Origin of the sequence: Olivibacter jilunii, assembly GCF_900607235.1 — a bacterium.
In the GTDB taxonomy this organism is placed as follows: Bacteria; Bacteroidota; Bacteroidia; order Sphingobacteriales; family Sphingobacteriaceae; genus Olivibacter; species Olivibacter oleidegradans.
In genome coordinates, this window is record NZ_LR027849.1 from 1,163,097 (window position 1) to 1,182,000 (window position 18,904).

The following is an 18,904-nucleotide window of genomic DNA, read 5'->3' on the forward strand; positions in this document are numbered from 1 at the left end:
AAGAGAAAAGAAACAATTCATGCGTCTAATTAGCAAGATATTATGCTATCCGTTTTTAGTAACAATTCTTTTTTCCTGTAAAAAGGAGGATTTAGGATTAACAGACGAAGTAGTTTCGCCAACAACCGGTACACCGGTGGAGTTTACATTGGATTCTATTTTCCTTTACGCAAAACAAGTGTATTTATGGCGTGAAACTTTGCCCAGCTATACTGAATTTGATCCTCGAAATCGTTACGAGGCTGTCAGTCCTGAATTAAGGGCTTATAAATCGGAGTTATACGATATTTCACAGATGAACGTCAACCCTCAAACAGGCAATTCTTATGAGTTGCCTGTATATGCAGGCAGTCCTAAATATTCATACTTGGAGCAGGGAACTCCAAACAATGGCATCTCAACAATGGCCACTATAGCGAACACCGGTTCGGAGTTCATGCCTCTATATAAGGTTGTTGAAACTGATAATAAAAAAATCGGCTATCTTTCCCTGGCCTCTTTTCCCGCTCTTACTGCCATTAAAGAGCAATTGAATGCTATTTTCGCTTCCTTCGCTAAAATAGGGATTACCGGCCTTATTATTGATCTTCGATCAAATGGGGGTGGTTATGTTGAGACTGCCGAATACCTGGCTAATTTAATCGTGCCTTCCAATTTAACCGGAAAGGTCATGTACAGTGAGAAATTTAATGACCTGATGCAAAATGGAAAGGCCACCATCCTTAAAAATCAATTATATAGAGATGCCAATGGTAACGCAGTGCGCTATAAAGGGCGTTTAGCTACCATGGCGGATGTGAACTATAGCAAAAGCTTCAATACCATTCTGTTTCAAAAAGCCGGCAATCTCGAAACGATTAACAATGTTTATTTTATCATTTCCGGTAATACCGCCTCAGCCAGTGAATTATTGATCAGTAGTTTAAAACCTTACTTTGATGTTAAGCTTATTGGCCAAAAAACATATGGTAAACCGGTAGGCTTTTTTGGTGTTCATATTGGTTCTTATACCATTTATCTCAGCAGTTTTATTTTGCAAAATGCCGTGGGTTGGTATGATTATTTTGAAGGGATGCAACCAGATGTGACAATAACTTTTTCTACCGATACTTCCTTGGGTAATCTAGATGAACCAGGATTGTATACCGCTCTTTCCGTAATAGGAGGTAGCTTCAACTCGAGCAGCTTTTCAAATCGAAAATCTTTTACAAGCAGTGGTCACGAGGATATGAACAAAGAAAATTCGTCTACAATTCAAACGAGCCTATCGGGAAATTATATACCTATATATAAAAAGCAATTCAAGCTGAAATAAACATTGCGCCAGTTGCCATCATGCTAATAAGGCCTTTACAGATGGGCTGGTAAAAGCAAGGGGAATTGAAGTGATATTGACTCAACGATTTCGCTGTTATCGCTTTGGTTTAATCCAAACATGCGCAAAACCGAAGAGCGAAACGATGAACTCATGAACTCCTTTGAAAACAAGTAAACGTGGTTAGGTTAAGGCGGTGCCCGTCGCTAAACTGATTTATTTACCCAAGCTTGAAGCAAACACAACGACAGTTAAGATAAAGGTGTGTAAGTTTACAGCAATAGTCGATTGCTTTCCAACAAAGTCGATCTAATTTGCAACAAAAGTAGCTGCGTTTGTTAGAAAAACCTTCGCTTTTGCAATTAACTTTCGTTAAGCTACAAAAGACTTAGTTGTTTTTATAGCAAAGGTTCGCAACTTTATTATAGTGTTCCATGGAGCTCCTATGAACATGGTTACAGCTATAAGAAACTTACGAATGGTTGCAACAAAATTATGTGAGTTTATGACAACTTTAGGTAAAGCTGCAACAAATGCAAATACTTCTGCAATAATAGCAGTACTGTTTACAGTAAAAGTGCTTGCGTTTATAACGAACGCACAAAAAGTTATTGCAAAGTTGGCCATATTTAATTTAATGTTACCTAAAGATATTAAAAACTTACCGGAGTTTACTTCCGTCTTACTTAAGATAGTTATAAATTAGGTAAGAAAAACGTCCTCTTTCACTTGCAGCCGTAGGTCAACCGTCGACGAAATTGATACAAAATTAAGCGGATTGCATACAGACTTTATTTTCAAATTTTACAATCTTTGTTTCAGTCGATCGTTTAATTAGATATCGGTTATCGGTCATATTAACAACAAATAACGAATAACAAAATATGTTAAGTACTAAAATAAAAGAAGCTACAAAAGCACCTCATCAACAATTGGAAGGCGTAGTAGTGAGAAAATTAAAAGCAATCAACGGTGATAAGGATTATGCTGAATTTCTAAAATTTTTCTACGCCTATTTTAATGCGGTAGAAGAGGTTATCAAGCCCTATATTACAGACGCTGTTTTACCGGATTATAAAGAAAGAAGAAATTCCGGCTACATAAAAGCCGATATAGAAGATTTAGGCGAAAGCACAGATCAGCTACCTGAAGTAGAAGCTCCAACTATAACAACGGTTCAAGAAGCCTTAGGTGCGTTATATGTGTTAGAAGGTTCAATTATGGGAGGAAGTATCATTGTTAAAATGCTTGAAAAGCTTGGCATAACAAGGGGATTGTCCTTCTTTTCAGGCTATGGAGCAGAAACCCCACAGAAATGGAGCATATTTGTAACTGTTTTAAATGCGCACGCTAAAAATGAAGGAGAGGAGAACCTAGCCATTAAAGCCGCCAACAACACTTTTTCGCTATTTGGAAGAACATTTGAACGCGAAGAAGTGGCTTAACGCGTAAATGATTTTAAAACCTAACAGAAAGGCCGAAATTATTTCGGCCTTTCTGTTTATTACTTAAGGTAACCGTTATAATCCGATTATTCTACGTTGACAACTGATTTGCTATTGCTTGGGGTAGCCTTTGTTTTCCCTCTGTTATCACGTGCCATTCTCGAATAAAGTGACAATTTTCTATCAAAAATAAACCTTAATAATAAACGCGTATAAGATCTGTGATGGCCCAAGGAGTCATAGTAAGGACCTGCAATTTTCTTAATTTTTGGCAAATTGTTCCATGGAATTGATGGAAAGTCATGGTGTTCATTATGATAGCCGACATTTAAATTGACAACATTTAATACCCCATAGTAGCTTTTTGTTTCCTGATCTTCATCATGGGTTAAAAAATGCTCTTGAATCCACCGAGCACCAAGTGGATGCAACCCTACCGAGAAAAAAAAGCTGGCGACTAAATAAACCACTGCTTTCCACTGCCAGAAATAAAAAATCAAACCCATAAAGATGAACTGTACGAGATAATTCAACGCTACCCATTTATCAAACATCTTAATCTCTTTGCTCATCCGTCCCAAGCGCGATGCTTGAACAATAGGATATAAAAGTAACCATAGTGCTTTTCCCAGCGTAGAGTTGTTAACCAGCTTTGCCTCCCATTCACTGGGCATATCAGCATCCAATTCCTCGATGCCCTGAAAAGCATGGTGTTTCAAGTGATACTTCTGAAAGGATACTGAGCTTGGGAATACGAGGGGTAAATTTGCAAAAATGCCTGAAAGTGTGTTAAGCACTCTATTTTTGAAGATCAAATTGTGTGAACATTCATGAATACAAATAAATAAAGTATGACATGCAAAAGCACCAATTAAATAAGCACATGGGAAGATAAACCACCACGATTCATCATACAAAATCCATGACATGGCTATTTGTATACCTACACATAGGACTATCACTAAAAAGGTATACGGATTTCTACCTATTAAATGTCGAATTTCGGGATGACTGGATATGATTTCTTTGGTTCTAAGTTTATGCGGTTCACAATTTTCCGACCAGCTAAAGCTCTTTTTCTTACTCATTTATACACATTAGGGTTTATTCTTAATAACGTGTAAGATATTGCAAAAGTATTAGAAATGCAATTTTTTTGTAAAAATTCACGAAATTATTTCTCTTTTTGAAATCAAAACGATTAATCGACATACAATCATTTCTTATTCAATAAATTAGCCTTTTCCTCAGCACTTATATCTCCTTTTTTATCCCTATTTCTATTGCGAAGCATATAGATAAGACTCGATTTTTGCGGCAGTTTTAGCGCAGGCAAAACAGCTAGCAGGATAATAACGGCCGTTATTAGAAAACTATTTTGCAAGGCGAAATGTTCCGCTACCTGATCGGGGTATTGGTTTTCCAAATAACGATCATATATAAATGTATGTATAACTGCACTTACGGCTATTCCAATGGAGCCTCCTACCTGTAGGAACAAACTGTTCAGCGCCGTTGCAGTTTGCGTCTGATTTGGTTTAACAGCATTGAGAAGTGCTGTAGAAACCGGTGCTACCAGTAGGCTCATGCCGAGTCCTCTTATCGCCATCGTAAACAAAATAAACCATACGGAAACACCGATATCAATTCTAGCCAGCATAAAGAAAGAAATAGATACAATTAAAATACCGCTAATTGATATATTTCGGATCATTCCTTTATCGGCTAATCTACCCGATAACGGCCTGCTTACCAGCATAATTAATGCGTTTGGCAGCATTAACAACCCGGATTCAATTTCGGTATAACCTAACAGTCCCTGAAGCAAAAAAGGTAAAAAGAACATGCCGCCATAAAGAGCCAAAGATCGAATAATCGTTATCGTAGCAGCAACATTAAATTGCCTTATTCTAAAAACATTCAGGTCGAGCAGTGATTGGGGCTTCTTTGCTGACTGTACAAAGAAGTACAGCATCAAAAGTGTAATCAGGAGGCCAACGAAAAATGAAACAGATAAAAAGCCTTGCTTACTGATCGTCGATATCGTGTATTGTAAAATGATAATAAAGATTGAAAAGAATATAAATCCCCTTACATCAAACCTACTTTCCTTATCAACTTGCCGCTTTAAAAAGCTTAAGTAACGTATTGAAAAAAAGATCGTTAAAGCCCCGATCGGTATGTTAATATAAAAAATAGATTCCCAGCCCAAGTAGTGCGTGAGTACTCCACCAAGTGTTGGGCCCAAGGCGGGGCCCATCACATTTCCCATTCCCCACCAACCAATTGCCGTACCGCGTTCTTCTTTCGGAAAGGTCTCGCTTAAAATTGCCAGCGAAGTGGGGGATAGCGATCCGCCGCCTATAGCCTGTATTATCCTGGAAATAACTAGCATGTCCAAACTTACCGAGAGACTACACAATAAGGAACCAAGGGTAAAAATGACAATACTTCCAAGAAACAAATAATAGTAACCAAAGCGTTTCTTTAGCCAGTTCGTCAAGGGTATAAAAAGCGAGAACGAAATCATATAGGCAGTGATTACCCATTCAATTTGGTTAAGATCAACCCCGAAATCATTTCGCATTACCGGCAAAGAAACGTTTACAATGCTACTATCAATTGCGGCCATGGACGTAGCCATCATTAATGTAGCGAGTACAAAGGACCTGTTTATTAACATGTTTTGCAAAGATACTCAAATCGTATATAAACTCTAGTTGATCAACTTCATATCTCATGCCGGTTTATATTGAGATTAATCGGCGCTTTATTCTCGAGAACTTCACCCGATAATAAACATCTTACCCCTTTAACTGTTAAAAACATAGTTGCTTAACTGAACTAATTTAACTTGAACGCTATGTTAAGAGATTTACTGAACGATTTTTTAGCACCATGTGATATACAGATTAACGGTTCCAGACCCCACGACTTACAGGTTGTTGACAGTCGATTCTATAAAGAAGTTCTAAAACGAGGTTCGCTCGGTTTAGGTGAGTCATTTATGCAAGGCTGGTGGGTTTCAAACGATATTGAGGAACTCTTATATCGTTTAATCCAAGCTAATTTAAGTGACAAATTTAAAAGAAAACCAACCCTATTCTGGTACTATCTGAAATCAAGGCTATTTAATTTACAGAATAAGAAAAGATCGATAGATGTAGCCTTAAAGCATTATAACATTGGCAACGAACTTTATCAATATATGCTCGGAAAAACGATGATGTATTCTTGTGCCTATTGGAAAGATGCCAAGACTCTAGAGGAGGCCCAAGAAAGAAAACTAGATCTTATTTGTAAAAAACTGGATTTATCCGCCGGTCAAACTGTTTTGGATATAGGTTGCGGTTGGGGCGGTTTTGCAAAGTTTGCAAGTGAAAATTATGGTGTTACCGTAACAGGAATCTCCATTGCCGCGGAGCAGATTGAGTTTGCCAAGACATGGTGCCATAAGTTGCCTGTTGAATTTAGATTGCAGGATTATCGCGACTTGGATGAAAAATTTGACCGTATCGTTTCCATTGGAATGTTCGAGCATGTCGGATACAAAAACTATCGCATCTTTATGCAAACAGTGCATAATTGTTTAAAATCCAACGGTCTCTTTCTGCTTCATTGTATTGGTGGAAACGAGGCTTCAACAGCAACTGATCCGTGGATACATAAGTATATATTTCCAAACGGACTAATACCTTCACCAAGGCAATTAACCGCTGCCATGGAACCTTATTTCACGTTGGAAGATTGGCATAACTTTGGTCCTGATTACGAGTTGACCCTGAATGCCTGGCAAGAAAATTTTAAAAACTATTGGCATTGCATAAAAAACAGTTATGACGATCTCTTTTACAGGATGTGGCTGTATTATTTAAATGTAAGTGCAGCTTCGTTTAAAGCCCGTCATAATAATGTTTGGCAATTGGTCTTATCAAAAAAAGGGAATATAGCCCGCTATTTCTCTGTACGTTAAGAGCCCATTCCGAGGATGTCTAAAAGCCGTCTTTGTGACCGACATGTTTAGTTCATGTAATGAAAGAACCCTGACGTTGGCAGCGTAGCGACTTCCAGACATCCTACGGATTAAATGGAATATTAAACTTGAGAAGAAAGTATATAATTTACGATGTCCTTTATTTTTAGATCAATCAATTGATCCAAATCCAAGCCAGAGAGCCAACCGGTAAAATCGATACCCTCTCCAAAATGTGCTTTTACTTTTTCCGAAAAAGAGACGATCTCAATACTATCCATCTCTAAATCTTTTGTAAAAGAACTTTCCATCGAGATGTCCATTTCTTCAATAAATTCTTCACCGATAATATCTGTTATAAACTGCTTCAATAAGCTAAAGATTTCCTCACTTTTTAGTTTGTTGTAATTTTCTACAGTGTCCATCCTATGATATAATTGTTGTACTTAATTGTTTTAACTTTTATACTTTCAATAATCAGCTCATCCCCCTCAATTGCACCTACTTGATAAGTCTTTGGATTGCCAGCCAAGCCCTTCCCAATTGACTTCCCATAAGCCTCTTTTGCTACCCAAAAGCGCGTAATCCACTCGTCCCGATCTTTTTTTCCTTTTAACAAAAGTCGTTCGTTGGCCGTCAGGGCGATTTCTTCAAAACCCACCCCTCTCGACTTGATTTCTTCCATATCGATTCCAACAGGTTTACCGAGTCGTGCAATGGCTACGGCTTCATCATTTTTATGTGCTATTGAGATCTGAACATCTGCAGCTAAAGGCCCTTGTATAACGGGCTGTCCGGTAGCAAGTTTAGCAATACTAAATTCTATGGGGTAATAGGCAGTGTTCGTTTCTCTTAAGAGTAATGATCTTATCGCATCTCTTAGGGCAACACGACTAACTAACCATTTCTTTCTCTTGTTAAGCGCTAAGCCGTTTAGGAAGTTACGATCCGCTAGTGGCAAGTAACGTTTTGCAATAAAATCCCACGAAATAACTTTTTGGTAAGCCTTGTGAAATTTGAATACCTCCGGATATATCTCCTCCGACAATAGGTTGAATTTAGGAGACATAGACACTTGCCATAGGCGTTCGTCAAACTCCAACCGTATATTCTGCCATCCATTAATCACCGCCCAGACCTTTCCGTCTCTTTTAAGCAGAAAGTTGGCAGTAGCCGTTTCATCATTGATGTCCGTTAGCGAACACGTACATTCGAATTCGCCTGTCTGATCAGCGAAATCCTGATAAAATATAATTTCATCGATTTTGATAGGAAATGCAACTTTATTCACCTTTAAGGTTAATTGCAACCATAAGCCGAATAATTGCCCGGCATTATCTAGCAGTGAGCCTTTTCCTCCACTGCCAACGATTATTCCCCTTATTCCCTTATCACCAATAGAATTGACAGCTTTTATACCTTGATAAGCTGGCCCATGGAACATGTGTCGATCATAAATGGTTACGGGATCAATTTGTATATCCAATAAATTACCCACCGTTAACAGTTGCAAAGAAGAGCTCTCCAATTTTTCAGCTAATACAACTTCCGCCTCGGCATACTTATCAATACGGACGCTCCATATAGAGTCATTTTTCCTCTCACCAACTACTTTTTCCCTGAACGGCTTACTCACATTCATCCATTGGAAAACCCGGATCTGTTGTATTCTGCTCAACTTTCGTTGTCTTTCGTGATTAAAAGCAGCTTCACCTAGCAATTCCAAAATCATTGTCATCGGAATTACCGGATCCATATCTTCCGGACAATGCCAACCTGGCTTTTGTTTTACCAGTGCATGGTCTATAAGATAGGGATGCTGATCTAGCGAAATATTGAACGGTGTTTCAAAATGCCCGGGCACATGAGATTCGGTTCCAAACCTATTAAAACACTGTGGTAGTGGATTCGAAAACTCCTTGTTTTCAATCAGTTCGATCAGATCCGAATACATACCCATCGCTTCCTCCATATTGTCCATCACAGCCATCGCAAGTGGATGTTTTACCGTTCGTTGTGTTCTCACATAACCGGTATCTTTAGGTGGCTTTGTAAACGATGAATGGATCGGAAAATCCCACGTGCTTACAAGCGGTGAACCAAGATTTAACTTAACAGATGCATTCTTCTGTGATTTTGTTTGAAGACCTAAAAAATCTAAGTCGACTTCTTTACCGTCGACATACAATGAGGCAAGTATTCTTCGCAACTGAGATAATCCATCTCGATAGGGAGAAGTAGTAGATAAAGCATTATATGGATTTCCTTTAAGGGTATCATCAACAAAGCCTGTTATGCCGCCTGCTCCAATCTGGATAAAAACACGCACTTGTTCTTGATGGTATAATTTTTCAATAAGCTCCCTGAATCTAACCGGCTGTATTAAATGTTCAACATTAAGTTGCCTTATCGCCTCCACTGTATCAGGGTAAGGGGCCAGGTTTGTGGCAGACCAAACTGGAATCTTTACCCTTAAAAAATCTATTTCTTCGATGCCTTCTAATATTTGAGGCACTCTATCTTTAATAAAAGGACTATGGAAACCGGATTGAAATGGTAAAACCTGATGAAAAATTTGGTGTACCTTCAATTCCGTAATGAGCTGCTCAATTGCTTCGTACGTACCGCAGAGTATTACTTGCTGAGGGCAATTGTCATTTGCTAAATAGAGGGACGGAATTTTTTCTGAAATCCCCTTAATACGTTCATAACTACAACCAACTGCGATAAACCTGGCATAGCTTACTTCAAACAATTGAGGATCAAGCTTTGTTATTAAATGTTTGACAGAACTCGTTGTAACCAAACCTGCTGACATGGCCGCCAGCCACTCGCCCATGCTATGTCCTGCATTGATATCCGGTACAACCCCGAGTTTTTTCATCGCTAGATCAATCGTTCTACTATTTTGAAGTTGATTCAAGGCAGAAACAAAAACTTTTGTATCATGCATAGAATCTTCAAGTAGAAACTCCTGCTCTATTTTAAAGTATTTGGAAACACTTTCGGTTTCGCCCGATGATAAGCCATCTAGACCGGGGAATAGAAAAGCAATTTTCTTCTCTCCGCGTAGTAGCGGCGCATTTGTATACCATATATCCTGTCTATTACGCCAGGGCTTATTTTTAGTCACGATATTGATCGCCTTTTTAATCCGGTCTACCGTTGGATTAAAAACTGCTATGCGAAAATCACCATCGCCTATATCATTGCTGCCACTTTCTAGCGCTAATATTAATTCATCCACACTTTTTCGTGCCAATACTCGCACTTCATCCTCTGCTACTCGCTTGGCCTGATGTACCGTATTTTTTACTGTAAAAGCTTCCAATACAACATGCGCATTGATGCCGCCAAAACCGAAGGCATTTACACCGGCCCTTAGCGGTAAACCGCTGCTAGACCAGTTTATCGGTTCATTTACCGGTTCAAATCGAGTTTCGGCCAAAACCTCAATAGGTGAATCGCAGTGCAAGGTAGGGGGAAGCGTGTCATTATACAGTGCTAGAGCCGTTTTTATTACACCGGCAATGCCAGCCGCGGGCATCGCATGTCCAATCATGGATTTTACACTCCCGATTTTTGCTTTATTCCCTTTGCTAGCCGAACCAAACACCAATTTAAGCGTTTCCAGTTCAGTACGATCGCCAATAACCGTGGCGGTACCATGGGCCTCTAAGTAACCGATATCGTTAACAGACAAACCAGCTTGTTGCCATGCCTGTTCGATTGCCCTCGCTTGTCCTTTGGTGGAGGGACTCATGACACTCGTTCCCGAACCATCGCTGCTTATACCGACACCTTTTATGACACAATAAATCCGATCACCGTCTAATAATGCTTTATCGAGCGTTTTCAAGACTACGAAACCACAACCTTCACCAATTATTAATCCGTCGGCGTCCTTATCAAACGGCCTACTTTGCTGCCGTTTGGAAAGCGCTCCCAATTGATGGAAAATACTCCAAAATGTGGCGTTTTGGCCGACATGAACACCTCCGGCAATGACCATATCCGATCGATCGTTTACTAATTCGTTCACGGCATGGTCTATAGCCAATAACGAACTTGCGCAGGCAGCGTCAACGGTATAAGCGGCTCCTCCTAGGTTAAAACGATTAGCCACTAATGAAGCAATCAGGTTAGGTATGAGGCCCATCGCAGTATCCGGAGTGAAGCGCCCTTTTTTCTTCTGGAACTCCTTTTTTATCCGCTTGATCTCCTCCTCTTTTAAATCTGGCATTAAGTGCCGTATAACATTCACCAGCTGCTCTGCTACATGTACAACTTCGACCGCTCGCGTCGCCCCAGGCCCCACGTAATTGCCTTTTCCTATGATAATAGAAGTTCTATCAAGTTTGTATTTGTTCTTCCAAACACCGGCATCTTCCAAAGCGCTATGAACTAACTGAAGCGTGAGTAATTGGTCAGGTTCCATCCCTTCTACAGCAAGTGGAAGAATACCGAATGTAACGGGGTCAAAATGCGCATAATCATCAATAAAGCCACCACGCGAGCAATAGAATCGATCGTAGGATTCATCATCGGGAATAAAATACCGCTCGTTAATTCTACTTGACGGTATGGGTCCCGTAGCATCAACTTTCTTTAAAATGTTATTCCAATACGAATTGATATCGGGAGCTCCCGGAAATACAGCAGACATCCCGATAATTGCAATATCTTTTTTATTCATTTCTGCGTAACTATGCCATAATTAAAACCCGACTCTCATTTCCATATTTTATTTCATTGGCAAATGTTTCTTTTCCTCTTTCCAAGGGAATTAGCGATATGCCCCGACGTTCGTATTCTTTCTCGAGACTGGAGGACACCATCCCGGCACCTTTCCATGGTCCCCAATTGATTGCCATTACTCGACCTTTCATTTTCTTTCGTAACACCTCTGCATAATGATCCAGCACACTGTTTGCCGCTGCATAATCTGTTTGGCCTCTATTTCCATAAACAGAAGCTATGCTGGAAAAGAACACAATAAATTGCGTATCGTTTCTCAATTGTTCAGCGAGTACGCGTAAGGGGGTCACTTTCGTACTAAAGACCCGTTCGAAGGAATCAGCCGTTTTATTTTCAAATAACTTATCTTCCAAAATACCTGCTCCATGAATTACGCCATCAATTCTGCCATATTTCTTATAGAGCTCCTGTATCAGAAGCACTAGCGCATCTTCATCTCTTACGTCAACAGCATGATAACTCACATTTGCACCTTGTTCCCTAATAGCCTGCATGCTACTTAGGATTTGTTGTGTTTTATGCAACTGTATTGTCCTTTGTTCAATCTCTGCAGGTGACTTGGAATACCCTTGCTCAATTAGGCTCTTTCTGATTTCCTCTTTGCTTTGCATGATAATCTGATTTGAGTCCACGTCACTCGGATATGAAGACCGGCCTACTAGCACATAATTACAAGGATACTCCTTCGCTAAATGTGTAGTTAACGCGGCGGTAATCCCTTGGGCACCCCCTAAAACAAGAACAACAGCATCCTTATCCATAACAAACGGACTTCTGTTTGCAGTCTGTAAAGGATCGTTCGTTTCTTTAACTGCATGTCTAAAATTATCTTTGTAATAGATAACTGATGGCTCATCCGTGCAAAGCATTTCATCAATCAATAAGTCAGGAATTTTATCTTCTTTTGTTTCATTCATAAAATGAATGGTCCGACATTTTGCCTGATCATATTCTTTATCTAGACTTTTAATAAAACCCGTATATCCCTGATAACTTCGTAGAAATTTGGGATCTTCATTCTTATCAACATGAGCACCGTGATCAGATAACACATAAACCCACTTAACACGGTTCATATCCAACGATTTTACCATGCGGACGGCATCGATAATATTTAATCGGTGATTAGATGCGACCATATCTAAAATCACCAGTCCGTCATAGCTTGCCAGGTCTTTTTCTTGTGGTACAATATCGACAATTGCGCCTCGTTCTTCCAGCTTCTCTTTAATCAGAAAACCGAGATTCCCATCGCGTGTAATGGCAACTTTTGCACCTTGCAAGGTATTAGGATAGTCCTGTTTTAATAAAGCATGAACATCTGTCAATTCAAACTTGATCCGTTTCAATGTATCACTAAGTTCGTTATTTCCAAGTAAGGTGTCAACGAACGGCTTTTCTTTATCTGCAAGGCTTTTAGATTCACCGTTAGCTAATAGTTTGGCGGCTATCCAATCGATCAAATGATTTAAGGTTTTAAACGCAGATAGCTTTTCCATTTGCTCTTGGTTTTCCTCATCGCCAGGCATAATAGCCTCTAATTTAACTTTGAGTTCACCGATTATTTCGATTCTTTTGATGGAATCTATACTTAGATCAGCCTCCAAGTCGAGATCAAGACCGAGCATTTCCGTTGGGTATCCTGTTTTCTCACTTACAATTCCTAGAATCATATCTTGGATATCACCTTTCTGAAGCGCAGGTTGTTGCCGGGTTATTTCCGTTGTTAAGGTTTCATTAACATCGTTTATAATGTTTGCGTCAAACCATCCAAGTAAACCATTAAGTGTTTTGATGGAAGCCAATTGTTCCACCATTTCATCTTGGCTTTTATTTTTAAACTGAAAGTTACTTAACTGTATACGCAACTCGCCAATAATTTCGAGTCTCTTAATGGAATCAATACTCAAATCTGCTTCCAGATCCAGATCCATTCCTAGCATATCCTTTGGATAACCTGTTTTTTCGCTTACCACCTCCATCAGAATCGTAGACAAAGGCTTTGTCGTTTTTGGACCGGATGTTATTAGTTCGTTTTCATTAGCTTTCTTACCTACAGGATCCGGAGATTGTTCTCTCTTTTCAATGAGACTAGGCATTGATACCGGAACCGTATTAGGATTTGTATGGATATAATTGTTCGTACTAGGCTGTCCTAGATAGGCGAGGAGGACATCCCGTTGTGCTTGAATTAGCATCTTCATACCTGCTAAATATTCCAAGGTGAGCTGCTCAGCAGATCCTTGTACCGATAAAGTATCACTTTTTGTGTTGTTTTGCACGGTCAGTTCTTTAAAATTAATGATAGGCTTCGTTACAGGCAGTGCACTGTAAGCGGGTAGTTTGCCTTGAGCAGGCATCGCCATCTGACCATCCACGAGCCAGATTGAGGAACTTTTCTTGAGTTTCTCCGGGTTGTCCAGATCTAACCAAGTTGCTTGTCGATCTGCAAATAAAACATCTATCTGTACGGTTTTCCCTGTAGCTATATATTGCGCTAAAGCCACTAATAGTTGGAAAATACCGTGTTTTCCATTTTCCTCTGTATGTATAACAACCTCTTCCTTGCCTAAAATCGACTTTGTCAAACTTGTTAGCGTCTTACCTGGCCCAACCTCAATAAAAATTCGGGCACCATTCGCGTACATTTCTTCTATTTGGTCTGAAAAAAGCACAGGATTGACAATATGAGAAGCCAAACGGTTCTTGATTTCGGTACTTTCCGTTGGATATAAAGCAGCACTTGTATTTGACCAAACAGGAATGCTAGGCTGTTTAAATGAAAAATCGTTCAACAAATCAGCGTAAAGAGATTCCGCCTTTGCAATTAACGGACTATGAAAAGCACAGGCTACTTCCAGTTGCCGGTAGGAAACTTTTTGTTCCTTCAAGACCTGCATAAAGCTTTCCATCACAGCGGATTCGCCTGCTAGAACCCATTGCTGTGGAGAATTATGATTGACGGCGTATATGTTCTTTCTCGAAGACAACAACTGATCGATCATCGCTTTATCACCGTTTACGGCTACCATAATCCCCTTGTCGTCACCTGTCGAGGCCAAGATAGCTTCGGCTCTCCCTTTACTTAAAGCAACGAGATCCCCCTCATTGAACACCCCTGCAAATGCGAGTGCCGGAAGCTCTCCGTAGCTATGGCCTGCCAGCATATCGGGGATGACGCCAAGATCACTCAAAAGGTTAGCAATCGCTATATCTATTATTCCTAAAAGCGGTTGCGCCATACGCGTATCTTTAATGGCTTCCTTTTGCTTCTTTAAACTTTCTTCACTGAAAGCATTGCTAGGAAAAAGTATTTTTTCGTATGCCGGGTAACGACTGAGAAGTGATCTCATCCGTGGAAAGTTCACCAATAGCTCTCTAGCCATGTGTATTCGCTGACTTCCTTGACCAGCAAACAGGAAGGCCGTTTTTCCCTTAACCTCCTTTGTTATGTATGTATCCTTCGCATGCGTACCGGACAATACCAAATCTATCTTGAATTGCAGATCTGCTATGGAATCAGCGATTATAGATAATTGTACCGGAGCATTGCTATAGGTAGCAAGAGAGAACGCAATATCACGTAACTTTACCGAGTCGTTCAGATCAATTAATCGTTTTGTTTTCTTGAGTAGGAGACTGGCCTCTTCGTAATCATTTCCTCTGAAAACAAAGAGCTCCGCGGGCCATTGCTTCGTAACAGAGAACGGTATTTCCTTGTTATCTGCATGATTGGAAATAACGGCATGAAAGTTCGTGCCGCCGAAACCAAAAGCACTAACTCCGGCTACTCGTTGTGGATTGGACCATAAACCAGCTTTGTCGGTAAATACAAACGGACTTGTTTTTTCGTTGTAAAAACCATTAGGTTCTTTTAAGTTAATAGTCGGCGGTTTAATTCCGTAATATACACTCAACGCACTTTTAATCAGGCCTGCCATACCCGCCGCGCATTTTGTATGCCCAATTTGGGTTTTAACTGAACCAAGATGGCTTTGTTGCGGGATGGCTCCGCTCTTAACCATTGCCTGCGTTAATGCACTCAATTCAGTGCGATCTCCAACCACCGTGCCGGTACCATGTGCCTCGAAGAGTTCAACAGATGATATGGATAAACCCGCCTGCGAATAGGCTCTTTCCAATGCCTTCGTTTGTCCGGCAAGTCGAGGTGCTGTTAACCCAAGACTCTTTCCATCGCTGGAGCCGCCTACACCTTTAATTACGGCAAAAATTTGATCACCGTCCTGTTGCGCATCTTCCAATCTTTTCAGCACAACCATTGCCACACCTTCGCCTAAAGCGATGCCATCAGCCTCCGCATCAAAGGTTGCGCATCGACCTTTTTTCGAAAGAGCATGTGTACTGGCAAACATCAGATAATCATTGATACCATTATGTAAATCCGCCGCTCCGGCAATCACCATATCAGATTTGTTGAGGATGAGCTCTTGACATGCCAAGTCAATAGCCGCCAGCGAAGAAGCACATGCAGCATCCACTGTATAATTACGGCCACCAAGGTCTAATCGATTGGTAATTCGACCGGCAATTACATTTGCCAATACCCCCGGAAACGAGTCCTCAGTAAGTTTTGGTAAGGATTCATCAACTTCCTTCGGTATTTCGCCGAAAAATTGCGAGAAAAGTGCTCTGAAACTGTAATTATTGGCCAAGTCATTGCCACCTTCCGCACCTATGATAACCGATACATTCTCCTTATTAGCGTCCTTCGCGGCATAACCTGCATGTTCAAGTGCCCGCTTTGCAACAAGCAGACTCAACAGCTGTGTTGGATCAATAGCGGCCAACGACTGCGGGGGAATTCCAAATTCAAGCGGGTCAAATTCGATCTTCGGTATAAATCCACCCCATTTTGATGGAGATTTGCTGCCGTTGGTATCTAATGGATCATAATAAATCTCTTTATTCCATCTTTCATCAGGCACCTCCGTAATACAATTTTTAGCATCTAGTATATTCCGCCAAAAAGCGTCAATATCCTGTGCTCCCGGATAGATACATGCCATTCCAATAATAGCTATATCGATCGCATGATTGGTTGTTTCTGTTAAGGTAAAGGTCTCTGCATGTTCAATATGTTTATAATTGTTTTTGGCGACATCTTCGTGTAAATCAGCTATGGTTCTGATCTTATTGTTTAAAGCGGCTACCTGTCCGATCATGTACATACCCTTTTGATATTGCACATCCTCGTTCAGATATATCAGATTCTCAGATACCCGTTCGATTCCTTTGCTAGCGATGCGCAAACGCCCCACGTTTAACTGCTCCAATGATTCCCATATCTGCTTTTTATCGACACCATCCTTTTCAAGTCTCCGCTTTTCTTCTTCGAAGTAGGAGGTAAAAGGCGATTGCAAACATCTGGTTTCATGGCCGGGAGCAGTTTCTAACAGAACGGTTTCCGCCTGCTTTATCGCTTGTTCCTGAAAACCAGGCAGAATAGCACCCGAATCAACCGCCTCCTTTGTGTAAATATAAGCTGACCCCATGAGCACACCAATTTTTGCACCACCGATAGCTAATGGAGCACTCATGATGGATACAAAGGCACTTGAAAAACTATCATGTATTCCACCGGCAAAAAATAGTTCAAATGATGGTAGCTGTTCCTCTTTTAAAATACGCTCAATTTGAAGTTCCCAAAGTACCAGAGACGATAACGGACCAACGTGCCCCCCACACTCTCTTCCTTCGAATACGAACTTTCTTGCACCCTCTTTTATAAATAGGTCAAGAAGGGTAGGAGAAGGAACGTGCAAGAAGGTTTTAATTCCGGCTTTTTCAAAAGGAATCGCTTGGGACGGACGACCACCGGCTACGAGTAGGACAGGGGGCTTTGCCTCTAAAATGTAGCGAGACTGTTCCTCCCTTAATTCTTGCGGCGCAAAACCGAGGATTCCGACACCCCAGGTTTGGTCTTGAAGCACTTCTTTCGTTTTTACGATCAATTCTTTTGCTTTTTCACCCGTCATTAACGAAAGTGCTACAAAAGGCAGTGCACCTCCCAAAGATACAGCTTCCGCAAAACTTGGAAGATCACTCACTCGAGTCATTGGTCCCTGCGCTATTGGATAGCGTATCTTAAGCTCCTTCGCTAAAGGATTATCTTCTCTTAACACATGCTCAGTTTTGGCTTGCTTAATATGACCATTGATAGCTTCAAGTAAACCAGATGCGAGGTGATTGATTGTTTTATAGTTGCTAACAAGTCCTTTTGACAAGATAACATCTTGCCCCATAGGCAAATAAGAATCTTCCAGTGTATAGTTTCCATTCAAGTATGGAAGTAAATCCGAGAAAGTAGCACCTTGGGGAAGTTCCGGTGCATTAGGGCGATTTAATACGCGGAAGTTACCGACTAATTTAGTTTCGGTACCGTTTAATTTTTCAATGACATTTTTTAGCGCTTGCGGTGCCTTACATTCCGGGAATAACGATAGTTGATTATCCATTACGATTCCGTCCGCTCCTAATCCAATAAGTGCTGCGGCAGAATGAATCCCTATACCACCTTGTACCCATACTGATAGACTTTGCAGATCAAAATCCTGGATCACATGCTGGAATAGAATATAAGTGGCTTCATAGGCAACATGACCTCCCGATTCATTTCCCTTAATAATAATTGTTTTTGCACCTCTGGCCTTGGCGAGTCTTGCCTCTTCCACAGAATAAACTTGAAAAATAATTTCTACGTCAATAGCCTCCATTGAGATTTCGTTAGAAAATGGCATAATAATATAGGCTACAGACGATGGAAGTTCCTTTGATGGAATGTGGGAGTCAGGAAAACAAAGACCTATGGACTTTGGCTTATAGGATTTTATATTATCGTATATTTTTTCTATCTGATCGTGATTTCTACCGATATGGAGAACCGGTGCAAAAGGGGTTTTACTAAGTGCCTTCAATAAAGCCAAATCAGGAAGCTCGAAAGGGGTAATACCAATCAACTTTGCTGTTTTCATGATGCTAATAATTATAAGTGTAGTAAACGATAAAAAATAGTTGGTTGGATTTTTTTCGTTTAAGGAATCTGCTTATTGTTCTGTTTCATAAATTTGATGAACTATTATGTGAGGTTCTTACGAAGGCCAAATCAGCATTCGTTTTATTAATTTGCTTTGTATGTGCATAAATTCAAAAGCGAACAAAGAAATAGAAGAGGTGTCTTTAAATTACAATATGCAATCATCATTCTTTTGTGTTTGCCTCGAATAGCGTGAGATTATAACAAAGCATTTCTATCTGTTATTTGTGATGCAAATTAGTAAATGATGGACTTTTTTCTTTTGTTCATTTTGTTCATTGGTTTTTTAAAGCAAATCGGCAACATTTCAACTGTTTTTCGATCGGTAATGATGGTTTTGTTGATTTTTTGTTAAGAAA

At 40.2% G+C, this 18,904-nt stretch carries 9 protein-coding genes; 4 read left to right on the forward strand and 5 right to left on the reverse strand.

Features of this window, described 5'->3' with window-relative positions:
• Positions 1 to 19 precede the first annotated feature (19 nt).
• From E0E36_RS11045 to E0E36_RS11055, 3 genes are all read left to right on the forward strand, one after another.
• Complete coding sequence (locus tag E0E36_RS11045; protein WP_130855977.1) at positions 20 to 1,315, forward strand: S41 family peptidase; 1,296 nt, start codon at positions 20 to 22, stop codon at positions 1,313 to 1,315.
• A gap of 478 nt (positions 1,316 to 1,793) precedes the next feature.
• Entirely contained in the window at positions 1,794 to 2,021 is a 228-nt protein-coding gene (locus E0E36_RS11050) for a hypothetical protein (RefSeq protein WP_130855978.1), read from the forward strand.
• 178 nt (positions 2,022 to 2,199) lie between these two features.
• Positions 2,200 to 2,760 carry a biliverdin-producing heme oxygenase gene (locus E0E36_RS11055; protein WP_130855979.1) on the forward strand — a complete coding sequence of 187 codons (561 nt, stop codon included), beginning with the start codon at positions 2,200 to 2,202 and terminating at the stop codon, positions 2,758 to 2,760.
• A gap of 86 nt (positions 2,761 to 2,846) precedes the next feature.
• Here the strand turns inward: E0E36_RS11055 and E0E36_RS11060 are convergent, their stop codons facing one another.
• The gene (locus E0E36_RS11060; protein WP_130855980.1) at positions 2,847 to 3,848 is read right to left on the reverse strand and encodes a fatty acid desaturase; all 1,002 of its coding nucleotides are present in this window, start codon (positions 3,846 to 3,848) and stop codon (positions 2,847 to 2,849) included.
• A gap of 128 nt (positions 3,849 to 3,976) precedes the next feature.
• Positions 3,977 to 5,443 (reverse strand): MDR family MFS transporter, encoded by a 1,467-nt coding sequence (locus tag E0E36_RS11065; protein WP_130855981.1) that lies wholly within the window; start codon positions 5,441 to 5,443, stop codon positions 3,977 to 3,979.
• Positions 5,444 to 5,623: 180 nt separating this feature from the next.
• On the opposite strand from E0E36_RS11065, the gene cfa reads away from it, so the two are divergent.
• Positions 5,624 to 6,733: a cyclopropane fatty acyl phospholipid synthase gene (gene cfa / locus E0E36_RS11070; RefSeq protein ID WP_130855982.1), complete on the forward strand. Its 1,110-nt coding sequence runs from the start codon at positions 5,624 to 5,626 to the stop codon at positions 6,731 to 6,733.
• Positions 6,734 to 6,855: 122 nt separating this feature from the next.
• Here cfa and E0E36_RS11075 read toward each other — a convergent pair whose 3' ends face one another.
• Genes E0E36_RS11075 through E0E36_RS11085 form a run of 3 tightly spaced genes read right to left on the reverse strand, consistent with a single transcriptional unit; the run spans position 6,856 to position 18,483 of the window.
• The gene (locus E0E36_RS11075; protein WP_013666941.1) at positions 6,856 to 7,158 is read right to left on the reverse strand and encodes an acyl carrier protein; all 303 of its coding nucleotides are present in this window, start codon (positions 7,156 to 7,158) and stop codon (positions 6,856 to 6,858) included.
• Complete coding sequence (locus E0E36_RS11080) at positions 7,146 to 11,429, reverse strand: type I polyketide synthase (protein WP_130855983.1); 4,284 nt, start codon at positions 11,427 to 11,429, stop codon at positions 7,146 to 7,148. The genes E0E36_RS11075 and E0E36_RS11080 overlap by 13 nt, the downstream gene beginning before the upstream one ends.
• 10 nt (positions 11,430 to 11,439) lie before the next feature.
• A complete protein-coding gene (locus E0E36_RS11085; RefSeq protein WP_130855984.1) occupies positions 11,440 to 18,483 on the reverse strand; it encodes a type I polyketide synthase in 7,044 nt (2,347 codons plus the stop codon).
• Positions 18,484 to 18,904: the final 421 nt, after the last annotated feature.

Coding starts and splice junctions, on each gene's coding strand:
- E0E36_RS11075 (WP_013666941.1), bottom strand. CDS start 7,158: ATGGACACTGTAGAAAATTACAACAAACTAAAAAGTGAGGAAATCTTT.
- E0E36_RS11080 (WP_130855983.1), bottom strand. CDS start 11,429: ATGAATAAAAAAGATATTGCAATTATCGGGATGTCTGCTGTATTTCCG.
- E0E36_RS11060 (WP_130855980.1), bottom strand. CDS start 3,848: ATGAGTAAGAAAAAGAGCTTTAGCTGGTCGGAAAATTGTGAACCGCAT.
- E0E36_RS11085 (WP_130855984.1), bottom strand. CDS start 18,483: ATGAAAACAGCAAAGTTGATTGGTATTACCCCTTTCGAGCTTCCTGAT.
- E0E36_RS11055 (WP_130855979.1), top strand. CDS start 2,200: ATGTTAAGTACTAAAATAAAAGAAGCTACAAAAGCACCTCATCAACAA.
- E0E36_RS11045 (WP_130855977.1), top strand. CDS start 20: ATGCGTCTAATTAGCAAGATATTATGCTATCCGTTTTTAGTAACAATT.
- E0E36_RS11065 (WP_130855981.1), bottom strand. CDS start 5,443: ATGTTAATAAACAGGTCCTTTGTACTCGCTACATTAATGATGGCTACG.
- cfa (WP_130855982.1), top strand. CDS start 5,624: ATGTTAAGAGATTTACTGAACGATTTTTTAGCACCATGTGATATACAG.
- E0E36_RS11050 (WP_130855978.1), top strand. CDS start 1,794: ATGGTTGCAACAAAATTATGTGAGTTTATGACAACTTTAGGTAAAGCT.